Genomic DNA, 10227 nt, shown 5'->3' with positions numbered 1-10227 from the left:
TTGTAGTTCACTACACTTGGCGGTAAATACCCGTGACTGGACTTTCACCAGCTAGATTAGTGCCATGCCTGGCACACAAACCAAAATGGGACAGGATCCATATCTCCTGCCCCATTAACTTTTTCCATTTTTCCCTTTATCCAAGCTTCCGCCCTAAACCAAACACCGTCAATCCTCATAAAAAACAGCAATCCGGTTTTTTCCAGACTGTTTTGCTTGATACATGGCCCGGTCTGCCCTGGAAAATAACTTTTGGTAATCCTCTCCCTGCTTTCCCGTACTGGGAACGATTCCAATGCTGATGGAAAGGTGTCCCCTTTCTTCCGGTATTATCTCTTCTACCCTATTCAAAAGATTCTCCGCCCTTTCCCGGACGTTACCCTCTTCTGTGAAAACAACGAACTCATCTCCGCCTACCCTTCCCACCAGATCCGGTTCCGGATAAATATCACAGAGCATTCCGCCTACCTGCATCAGGATCCGGTCTCCGGCCAGGTGGCCGAAGCAGTCATTGATTTCCTTAAAATTATCAATATCAATCATGCAGAGCCAACCCCAGCCGCCGTCCTTTAATTTTTCCTCTACCCGGTATTCAAAGGCCATTTTATTGTATAAGCCGGTGAGGCCATCCTTTAAAGATTGAAGCAAAAGCTGCTCTTCCCTGGCCTTCAGCCCAGTAATATCCTGAAGTTTTCCAATAAGCTTGAGGGGACTCCCTGTTCCAGCCTCCCATTGAGCGGTAATCCTGCAGCTACACCAGTGGTATGGTTCTCCTCTTTTTCCAAGGCAAAACTCAAAGGAACGGATCTCTCCGCCTTTGGGAGGATTATCCTTATGCTTTACAAGAATCCGCCCAAAAGTCCTCAAATCGATCTGTCCCCTGGCATTTGGTGACAAATATAGCCTTCCATCCATATAATAATACTCAAATAAAACCGTATCTTTAAAAAGACTCATGTTTCTGTACATTTGCTCCGTCTCACTAAAACGGAAGAACTCATGCTCGTTTACCGTATTCCATTCCTCGAACCGTCTTCCTGAATTCCCTGTCATGATCCTTCCCCCTGTACCTGCTGGAATCCCTCATTCCGCATCTTTTCCATTCGTATATGGTATATGATAACGCTTTTCATCCGTATATGCAACCAATTTTTCAGCCATTATTACGCATATAATACGTAGCATCCGCATAGAATATCCTTTATGATTAACCTAGAGGTGATAATGTTGGATGTACAGTTTGTCAGGAATAGAATCACGGAGCTTCGCCTGAAAAAAGATATTTCCGAATATCAAATGAGCCTGGATCTAGGAAAAAACAAGAGCTATATCCAGGGAATTTCTTCAGGACGTTCCATGCCATCTATGAAACAATTTTTTGAAATCTGCGATTATCTTGAAATTACTCCCATAGAATTTTTTAATACGGAAATAAAAGAACAGAATCTTCTAAGGGAGGCCGCTGCACTAATGAAAGACTTGACCAAAGAAGATTTGGAAGCGGTTTTCCCCATATTGCTGCGGCTAAAAGTAAATGCGGACAATCAAAAACAGGCAGAACCATAATTTACGGTCCTGCCTGTTTTACCGGTTAAACGGCTCTCGTTTTCTCTTTCAGCCACAAAGCTTCTTCCTCTGTAAGATACGGAGAAAGTGCTTCATAGACAGCCTTATGATAATCATTTAACAGCTCCACATCCCGCTCTGTCATAATGGACTTATCAATGGCTTCCAGATCAATGGGAACCATGGTCAGGTATTCAAATTCCATAAACTGTCCGTACTCATTCTTTTCGGCCTTTTTGCACACGATCAGGTTTTCCGTGCGGACGCCATGGCTGCCCTCTATATATACTCCAGGTTCATCGGAAGTAATCATACCTTCCTCTAAGATACAGTTATCCTGACGTTCCGGTACCATACGCCACCGGATCCCATTGGGGCGCTCATGGACATTTAACAAATACCCTACTCCATGACCGGTTCCATGGTCAAAATTAATTCCCCGGCTCCAGAATGGTTCTCTTGCCACATAATCCAGAGTCAGCCCTCTGCAGCCATAAAGGAATTTTACCGCTCCCAGGCGCAGCATGCTGATGACGGTAAGAGTGAAATGCTCTCTCTCTGTCTCTGTCAGAGGCCCTACTGCAATGGTTCTTGTCACATCAGTAGTTCCTTCATAATACTGTCCGCCTGAATCCACCAGATAAAGTCCCTTAGGCTCTATCTTCACATCGCTTTCCCCAGTGGCCTTATAATGGCACATGGCCGCATTGGAGCCGTAGGCGGAAATGGTATCAAAGCTCAATCCCAGATTTCCCTCCTGCTGGGAACGCAGATCATCTAAGTACTCCTGGGCGCTGACCTCTGTGATAGTTTCCTTTCCCACATTCTGCTTTATCCAGCGGATGAATTTTACCATGGCTACTCCATCCTTGATGTGAGCCTTTTTCATATTTTCCACTTCCACCGGGTTTTTCATGGCCTTTGAAAGGACGGTGGGGTTCATTTTATCAATGATCCGGTTGGAGCCGTCAAGATTTTTTACAATGGCATAATTGGTCCTGGCCGTTTCTAAAAGAACCTTCTGGTTTCTTAACTGCAGGACTGCCGTGTAAATGTCATTGTAAGGGCATACCGTTACGGAAAGGCCCTTTAAATAGGCTTTCACTTCATCCTTTAATACCTTTTCATTGATGAAAAGATAAAAACGGTCCAAAGTTATCATGGCATAGGAAAGCACGACCGGATTGCATACCACGTCATTTCCCCGGATATTTAAAAGCCATGCAATGTCATCTAAAGTAGTAAGGATATGAACGGTAGCCTTTTCCTTTTTCATCTGGCTTCTCAATTCTTCTATTTTCTGCGCAGAAGATTTTCCCCCATACTTCTCCTCCAGGATCCAGACCGGTTCCGCAGACAGCGGTGTCCGTTCCTTCCATATTATATCTACCAGGTCATTTTGATAGGCCAAAGTCACATTCTTTTCCGCCAGGAGTTTTTCTAAGTCCTGCCCCAACTGGCAGTTTACCACCCGTCCGTCAAATCCCAGGCAGCCGCCTTCCGGAAGAACCTGCTCCAGATATTCCCCAATTTCGGGAACTCCCGGCTGTCCCATTTTCTGCAGGGTGATTCCTGTTCCGTCAAGCTGCCTTCCGGCCTGTACAAAATAGCGGCCGTCGGTCCACAGACCGGCCCCGTCTCTGGTGATCACAGCCGTACCTGCTGACCCGCTGAATCCGGTCATAAATTCTCTGCATTTAAAATATTCTCCCACATACTCGGATTCATGAAAATCCGAGGTTGGAATCATGTAAGCATCCATATGGTGCTCTGCCATTAAATTTCTTAATTGTTCCAGTCTTTCCTGAATCATTGTTTTGTCTCTCCTTTGGTTTCAAAATAATTCTCTATGGCCGCCCCGATCCCTTCGCTGTAGGTGGGGTGGGCACGCATGGCCAGCATAAGCTGTTCAGCCGTCAGGCCGTTTGCAATGGCCGTTGCCATCTCGCTGATCATATCCGTTGCCCTGGGGCATACGATCTGGGCTCCTACAAGAGTGCCGGAATATTCCTCAAACACCAGATGGATAAACCCGTTCTGCTCTCTGGTTATAATGGATTTCCCGTTTCCGTTCATGGAATAACGGCCGCATCTCACTTTCATACTGCAGGCCCTGGCAGCCTCCCTGGTAAGCCCTACGGAAGCGATTTCCGGTTCCGTGTAAATGCAGCTTGGTACCACAGGCAGCTTGACGAACATGCCGTTTGGCACCACGGAAAGCCGGATGGTATGCCCAACTCCCCCGATCTTTTCTACCACATAGGTTCCCTGTGCCGCCGCCACATGGGCCAGCTTGGTATGAGCCGCCACGTCGCCAATGGCGTAAATCCCCGGTTCACTGGTCCTGAATTCCGAATCCACCTTTAAATGACCATTCTCCATCTCAAGATCTATGTCCTGCCCCATAAGCCCCTCCAGGCAGGGAGCACGCCCCGCTGCCATAAGGACCTGTCCTGAGCGGATGGTCTGTTCCTCTCCATTCACTTCAAAAATACATACCAGTCCCTGATTGGATTCTTCCCGAATTTCCTTAACCTTTGCCCTGCAGTGTATCCCAATTCCTTTTCTTTTAAGCTCCTCTTCCAGAGCCTGGGAAACCTCAGAATCCATTGGCCCCAATAAATGGGCTTCACTTTCCAGTATGGTCACATGGGAACAGAGAGCGCTGAAAATGGTGGCAAATTCCACCCCGATCACTCCGCCGCCAATAATGGTAAGCCGGTCGTAATTCCACGTATCAGAAGCCAGCAGCCGGTCGCTGGTCAATACCCCTGGAAGGTCCACTCCCGAGATCTTTGGTATTACCGGCCTGGCTCCGGCAGCAATGATGATATGATCTGCTTCATAATAATCCTTGCCTTCCGGGCTGTTCACCTCCACGGTACGCCCCCGGCGTATGGTTGCCGTCCCCCCGATCACGGATACTCCGGCTGCCTTAACAAGCTCTTCTATTTCCTTACGATACGCCCTTACGGAACGTTTTTTATAATTCTGCATCTTTTTAAAATCAAAAGAAATAAAATCCGTGGATACCCCAAACTCATCGCTGTTTTGAAGAGCCTCAAAAATACTGGAGGCATGGAGCAGGGCCTTTGTGGGAATGCAGCCCTTGTTGATGCAGGTTCCTCCCAGCTTCTCCTTCTCCACAATGGCGGTCTTAAGCCCCAGACCGGCTGCTTTTAAAGCCGCCGTATATCCTCCCGGCCCGCCGCCGATCACAATAATGTCATAATGTTCTGCCACTTACGCCTCCTGCCGGATCATTCCAAAATGCAGGCAGGCGTTTTTAATTCCTTCCTGATCAATGGGATCCGTAACATAATCAGCCGCCTTTTTCAGCTCAGCCATGGCATTGCCCATGGCAATTCCCCTGCCTGCAATCTTTATAATGTCGTAATCATTCATGCTGTCGCCAAAAGCTACAGTCTCTGTAAGGGGGACCCTGAAATAGTCACAGAGCCTTACCAGACCCATGGCTTTTGAGGCCTTCCGTTCCACTACATCTGCTCCCCGCCTATCAGCAAACATATGTACATGGATCTCCGGAAATTCCTCTTCCATGGCCTTTGCGCCAGCTTCATCTCCAATATAAGCCATAGTCCGCACTTCCAGCTCCACAAGCCTTCCTGGATCCTCAAATCTTCTTCCGCATTCTCCCCAAAGATTTGTATCATGGCATTTTACTACCTCCGGGTGAACATAATAATCCCGGTCCCCCACGGTGGTGCCCACGCTGTACGGAGTTTTCTCTGCATAAGCAAGAATCTTTCCCAGCAGCACCTTGTCAAAGGTATGTTCATAAATCACAGTATCCCCCACAGTCACCTTTGTCCCATTGAGATGTATGATCGCGTCCGGTCTTACCAAATCCCGGATCCCGGTGCTGAAAACGGAATCCATATCTCTGCCCGTTGCCAGAACGATTGTATAATTTTCTCTCAGCTTTTCAATAGTTTCTAAAGCACTGGCAGGTATGGCCCAGTCCTTATGGTCCAGCAATGTCATGTCTACATCAAAGCTTACGATCGGTTTCATCTATATTCACCTGTTTTTCTTTCTAAAATAATCTTTCTTTACCATAATATCTTAAATTTGAAAATTTTTCAAGAAATATACTTTACCAATCCGAAACTTTCTGCTATAATACCATATGTGTCAAGGAAACGGAGTATGGCGTAGCTTGGTAGCGCGCTCGGCTGGGGGCCGAGAGGTCGCAGGTTCAAATCCTGTTACTCCGATTGACAAATAGCTAAAGATACCGGTTTTCCTTATAATTGTAAGGCTTCCGGTATTTTTTTGTATTTCAATTGCGCAGCTTGTCTGAGACCTCTCCCTGGGGCCTTACGCATAATTGATTTAAATTAGTTCAGGAGGTGTGTTTTATGAGTTGTCATGATCTTGACATGGAACATTATCCACGGAAGAAGCAGTTTGACCTTTTTCGCAATCTCGCTTACCCATATGTAGGTATGACCGTAAATCTGGACATTACATACTTCATGAACTGTCTCAAAGAAAAGGAGCTGCCCTTTTATCTGACCTTCCTTTACGCGACAGCTCAGACAGCTAACTCCATCCCGGAATTCCGCCGCCGTCTTAAAGGAAACGGGATCATAGAATATGACCATTGCATTTCTTCCTATACTCTGGCACTGGAAAATGAAAGCTATTGTTATTGTACCGCAGATGACCGGCTGCCCTTTGATGACTTTCTAAAGGATTCAAAGCAGCAGCAGGAAATGGCCAGGCAAAGCCAGAGCCTTGAAGACGGGGATGATGAGGATCAGCGCTTTTTCTTTTCCAGCATTCCCTGGGTGAGCTATACTTCCATCATTCAACCGGTCCCAATGCCTGCGGACAGCAATCCCCGTATTACCTGGGGAAAGTATTATGCCTCAGAAGGATGCTTAAAGATCCCTGTATCGGTTCTGGTGAATCATGCACTCATGGATGGGGTCCATATTTCTAAGTTCTTTTCAGGACTTCAAAGCAGGTGTGACAGCAGAGATTGGCTGTTGTAAAGGCTTCAAATTTATGGAAAAATTCTTCTTGCCTTTTTTTAGGTTTTCAGTTACAATGCCTTTATGGAGACATAGCTCAGTTGGGAGAGCATCTGCTTGACGTGTAGAGGGTCGCAGGTTCGAGTCCTGTTGTCTCCATTTTTATTAACCCCTGGCAATACAAGAAATCCTTGTAAATGCTAGGGTTTTTTGTATATTTGATTTTGCTATGATTGGCTTAATAAGGCACATATATACTTATAAATACAACACGATATCACACGAAATATTGCACATAAAAACAGATAAAATGCATTTTGTACCCGGGATGCAGGATGCCCTCTTTTTATACTTTTAATTCCAAAAAAATCCCTTTTGGCTTTGCGAACATACGTTTTTATAATCTTCTTAAAAGTGAAGGTGATGTCAAATGACAGGAAAATGCAGCCTTGTGTAAAATATAAATAAATGACCTCACTATAAAGCTGATATTGAAAACTGTGCTGCCAATAATAATGTGTGCAGATTTTTCATGACGCCAGGAGAGAACTAAAAAGAAAAAACGGAATACAAAAAAACACGATGATCCGAACGGTATTATAAGAGGTAAGGCGAAGCCGATACGCCGTTAGACAACCCTTGACCCCCTCGCAGCCCCTACACTATCCCTGCAATACAAAGTCTATGGACCAGGGCTTGTGTCAAAAAGAATTATATTGAATATTATTATATTGTAAGTAAATATTTAAGGGGCGCAATATTGTTATGAAAACACAGGGAAAAGTATTAGAAGAATTGAAAGAAGAAGTATTAAAATCTATAGAAGGAAAATCAGATGACGAAAAAAGGGAAATACTCAGAAGAAATTTTAAAATTGATTGGGACATCCCTAGATATAGTGACAATTCTAGAGGGCCATGTAAACTATGGTATGCTCAAGTTTTCACTTATTGCAGCTCAAGCGAGTTAGAGAGAGAATTAAATTTTTTCTTGTTCTTAGTCAACCTTTTCGGACGCCTTTTGGGTTTTTGTTTCAACCAAGAGAATACAGTTTTTTTAGGCTGTACATGCCCTTGTGGTAATAAACAAATAATTCTTTATTATTCAATAGTATATAAGGATTAATAATCTTACCGCCTTTTGATGGCGTTTGAGGTTTCCCCGGTTAATTTATGGTCAGAGGGGGAACCTCTTTTGTTTTATGGAGAAAAGTTGAATTGTAATTAAGTTAATTGCTGTTTTTATCAAAATCCATACACGGTTGTCAAATTCTAGTCATTGCATTGACAACATCAGAGGCGGCCCGGAAGCTCGCCTTAAATCATTGCTATAATTTTCCCCATCGCTTAACTTAATGGCATTGGCTTGCTTATACCGTGTAATTTTAGCAAGCTCTTTTTCTTTCTGCTCTAAAATACTTTGCAATTTTGCAGATTGGCTTTTAATTAAAAGAGCTTTATTGATAAAGGCAATTGTATTAGAGTAATGAACGGCCATATATACCTGTTGTTGAACCGCATAGAGTATAGCCGATTCCAGTCTGTTATGCTTGATAGAGTGCTTTGTACAAGCTGTTTTTGACTGGTCTTTACAGGTGCGGCAGAAATACCCTTGACTTTTTGCAAACCCCGAAGCGGTAATATCATCGCTTCGGGGTTTAATAACTGTTGAACATTTTAAAAGGAAGCTGCTGTTATTTTGCTTTGGGTCCGTCAAGTAAAATAAGCACTTTGTTGGAATCCAACCGTTCCAATACACGGTAGCCTTGCGAGCTGGCAGTGGCGATTCCCTCGGTATTTGGCCTACAGGATCCGTTAGTCTTACAGGTGCCGTCGTCACGGACACGCAGCTTGCCCATCATGCCGATCGCAGCCCATTCGCTGCGCTCTGTACGAGGCGTGTAGACCAGACTTGGGTTGTAAGCGGGATTCAGCTTTGGTCGCTGTACTCGTACAGTCTTGGTTTGTGCCTGCTTTTCGTGAGTTGCAGGGTCGATGACTGTGAACTCTCTCTGCTCATTGACCCATTCGTAGATGACTTTGCCCCATTCGTCCTTCAAATACATCCCCTGCCAGGCCATGCTTTGGGAATCCCCCAATATAGACGGCGTGGAAGAGACTATCCCCAGGATATATTGATCTGCTGCGGTCGCCTTGCAGATATATTTACCATCAAGCGTGACAAAATAACCCCTGCGGTCCTCATTTTGGGGGTTGCCGTCCTGCCATTCAAACATTTCCGCATAGTCTGCACCACTGACATAGATGCCGGAAGCGCTGTGGACATCACCGTTAAACTGCACGCGGAATGCGTTGCTTCTGGTCGCAGTCGTACCGTTTCCGATGATAAAGGCGTTGTCCGTAGGACCAGAGCTAAATGGATTCCCCGATGCGATGTTGTCTCTACCGATTGCCATCTGTGCTAGACCTTGTGCGATCGTTTCATCTCCCCCGGCATGCGAAGAAATTCCGCTAGCTATTGTGCTGCTTCCCTCGGCATGGGCAGCGAATTCGCTGGCTGTTGTGCGGTTTCCCTCGGCATGGGAGACAACACCGGAAGCTGTAGTTAAGAAACCTTCCCCATGGGAGACATCGCCTTCCGCCGTACTTTGGGCGCCTTCCGCGTGCGAGCAAGTCCCAGAAGCGGTAGTCGAGCAGCCTTCTGCATGAGAGCCGTCGCCTTCTGCCGTGGTTTCGCTGCCCTCTGCGTGCGAGTTGTCTCCTGCGGCAGTTGTAGAGAATCCCTCGGCATGGGATACAGTCCCGGAAGCGGTAGTAAGACTTCCCTCGGCATGAGAGCCATCGCCTGACGCCAATGTTTCACTTCCCTCGGCATGAGAGACGAGGCCTGACGCCAATGTTTCACTCCCCTCCGCATGAGAGGCAAACTCGGAGGCCTCAGTTAAGATGCCTTCGGCATGAGAGCCTTCACCTCCCGCTGTGCTTTCTCTACCTTCCCCATGAGAATCGTCTCCTGATGCTATCGTATTGTAGCCTTCCGCCACAGCATTCGCTCCGCTGGCTACAGTACACTCTCCTTGAGAAAATGCAGCAGTACCGCTGGCAATGGTTCCTATCCCGATAGCAAGCGAAGAATCCCCACTGGCAACTGTGTTTGTGTTTAAGGCGACAGCATCAGTCCCCAGAGCGGAACCCGCTGTGCCATCGCATCCGCCACCTGTGTGGATTCCCTTCACCGATCCATTGGTCTCTCCATCAACTAAGTTGAGCAGATTGCTTAGACCGGTTGCTCCTGTTGGACCCGTTGGGCCTGTTGCACCAGAAGGTCCGGTTGGCCCAGTGGATCCGGTGAGGCCTATAGGTCCTGTAGGTCCTGTTGCGCCAGTAGGTCCGGTCGGCCCGGTATCTCCGGTGGGGCCGATGGGGCCGGTGAGGCCTATAGGTCCTGTAGGTCCTGTTGCACCAATAGGCCCTGTTGCACCAATAGGTCCTGTTGCACCAATAGGTCCTGTTGCGCCGATAGGTCCTGTTGCGCCAATAGGCCCTGTTGCACCAATAGGTCCTGTTGCGCCAATAGGTCCTGTTGCGCCAATAGGTCCTGTTGCGCCAGTAGGTCCTGTTGCGCCGGTAGGTCCTGTTGCGCCAGTAGGTCCTGTTGCGCCAGTAGGTCCTGTTGCGCCAGTAGGCCCAGTTGGCCCTGG

General features: G+C 46.7%; 9 protein-coding genes and 2 tRNA genes. 5 read left to right on the top strand and 6 right to left on the bottom strand.

Annotation, left to right across the window (positions count from 1 at the left end; translation table 11 throughout):
- Positions 1 to 168: 168 nt before the first annotated feature.
- On the bottom strand, positions 169 to 1053 hold the full coding sequence (locus tag ACYVD3_RS26085) for a GGDEF domain-containing protein (RefSeq protein WP_460645422.1): 885 nt from the start codon (positions 1051 to 1053) through the stop codon (positions 169 to 171).
- A 171-nt stretch (positions 1054 to 1224) separates the two neighbouring features.
- Here ACYVD3_RS26085 and ACYVD3_RS26080 point away from each other — a divergent pair, with 171 nt between their 5' ends.
- Entirely contained in the window at positions 1225 to 1566 is a 342-nt protein-coding gene (locus tag ACYVD3_RS26080) for a helix-turn-helix transcriptional regulator (protein WP_460645421.1), read from the top strand.
- A 25-nt stretch (positions 1567 to 1591) separates the two neighbouring features.
- Here ACYVD3_RS26080 and ACYVD3_RS26075 read toward each other — a convergent pair whose 3' ends face one another.
- Genes ACYVD3_RS26075 through ACYVD3_RS26065 form a run of 3 tightly spaced genes read right to left on the bottom strand, consistent with a single transcriptional unit; the run spans position 1592 to position 5601 of the window.
- Complete coding sequence (locus ACYVD3_RS26075) at positions 1592 to 3379, bottom strand: aminopeptidase P family protein (protein ID WP_460645420.1); 1788 nt, start codon at positions 3377 to 3379, stop codon at positions 1592 to 1594.
- On the bottom strand, positions 3376 to 4809 hold the full coding sequence (gene lpdA / locus ACYVD3_RS26070) for a dihydrolipoyl dehydrogenase (RefSeq protein WP_460645419.1): 1434 nt from the start codon (positions 4807 to 4809) through the stop codon (positions 3376 to 3378). The genes ACYVD3_RS26075 and lpdA overlap by 4 nt, the downstream gene beginning before the upstream one ends.
- Positions 4810 to 5601, bottom strand: coding sequence for an HAD-IIB family hydrolase (locus tag ACYVD3_RS26065; RefSeq protein ID WP_460645418.1), 792 nt, complete (start codon positions 5599 to 5601; stop codon positions 4810 to 4812).
- A gap of 129 nt (positions 5602 to 5730) precedes the next feature.
- Here ACYVD3_RS26065 and ACYVD3_RS26060 point away from each other — a divergent pair.
- The 4 genes from ACYVD3_RS26060 to ACYVD3_RS26045 all read left to right on the top strand — a co-directional run bounded on the left by ACYVD3_RS26060 (position 5731) and on the right by ACYVD3_RS26045 (position 7691).
- A tRNA-Pro gene (locus ACYVD3_RS26060) sits at positions 5731 to 5804 on the top strand.
- A 144-nt stretch (positions 5805 to 5948) separates the two neighbouring features.
- Positions 5949 to 6587 (top strand): CatA-like O-acetyltransferase, encoded by a 639-nt coding sequence (locus tag ACYVD3_RS26055; protein ID WP_460645417.1) that lies wholly within the window; start codon positions 5949 to 5951, stop codon positions 6585 to 6587.
- Positions 6588 to 6652: 65 nt separating this feature from the next.
- Positions 6653 to 6725: transfer RNA gene (locus ACYVD3_RS26050), tRNA-Val, on the top strand.
- A 606-nt stretch (positions 6726 to 7331) separates the two neighbouring features.
- On the top strand, positions 7332 to 7691 hold the full coding sequence (locus ACYVD3_RS26045; protein WP_460645416.1) for a hypothetical protein: 360 nt from the start codon (positions 7332 to 7334) through the stop codon (positions 7689 to 7691).
- Positions 7692 to 7841: 150 nt separating this feature from the next.
- On the opposite strand, the gene ACYVD3_RS26040 is transcribed toward ACYVD3_RS26045, so the two are convergent.
- Positions 7842 to 8282 carry a hypothetical protein gene (locus ACYVD3_RS26040; RefSeq protein ID WP_460645415.1) on the bottom strand — a complete coding sequence of 147 codons (441 nt, stop codon included), beginning with the start codon at positions 8280 to 8282 and terminating at the stop codon, positions 7842 to 7844.
- Positions 8260 to 9570, bottom strand: coding sequence for a peptidase G2 autoproteolytic cleavage domain-containing protein (locus tag ACYVD3_RS26035; RefSeq protein WP_460645414.1), 1311 nt, complete (start codon positions 9568 to 9570; stop codon positions 8260 to 8262). The genes ACYVD3_RS26040 and ACYVD3_RS26035 overlap by 23 nt, the downstream gene beginning before the upstream one ends.
- Positions 9571 to 10227: the final 657 nt, after the last annotated feature.

Source organism: Lacrimispora brassicae, assembly GCF_054772055.1.
The sequence above is the reverse complement of the archived record's forward strand: the minus strand, read 5'-3'. Positions and strand labels throughout refer to the sequence as shown.